Raw genomic sequence first — 400 nt, 5'->3', positions numbered from 1 at the left:
AAACAACCATTTCTTCAAAGAATTTTCAGATCACCTTAACCTGTTTATGTACTTGCCAAAAACGCCCTTTATCTGGCACCTCTCCAGCGGCCCGGAGAAAGCATTTGACTGCTATATTATCATCTACAAATGGAGCCGGGATAAACTGTTGCGAATTCGCTCTGTATATATTGAGAACAGGGAACGGTCGCTCGTAAACCGCCAAAGTGATCTTTCCCGGGATGATTCCGCCAAAGCTCAAAACGAAAAGGAAGCGATCTATAAGCAACTTAAAGAGCTGGAGAATTTTAAAAAGAAAATTGATGAGCTGTTACAGGAAGGTTACGATCCAATCCTGGATGACGGGGTAGGAAAAAATATAGCACCTCTCCAGGCAAAAGGTATGTTGCCTTACGAGGTA

At 42.8% G+C, this 400-nt stretch carries 1 pseudogene; it reads left to right on the top strand.

The features are described 5' to 3' along the window. A pseudogene (locus tag HC175_RS19785) lies at positions 1-400 on the top strand (BREX-1 system adenine-specific DNA-methyltransferase PglX); the annotation flags it as partial.

The sequence above is a fragment of the Salinimicrobium oceani genome (genome assembly GCF_012037645.1).
Note: the sequence above shows the minus strand (reverse complement) of the source record. Positions and strands in the feature narration are given on the sequence as shown.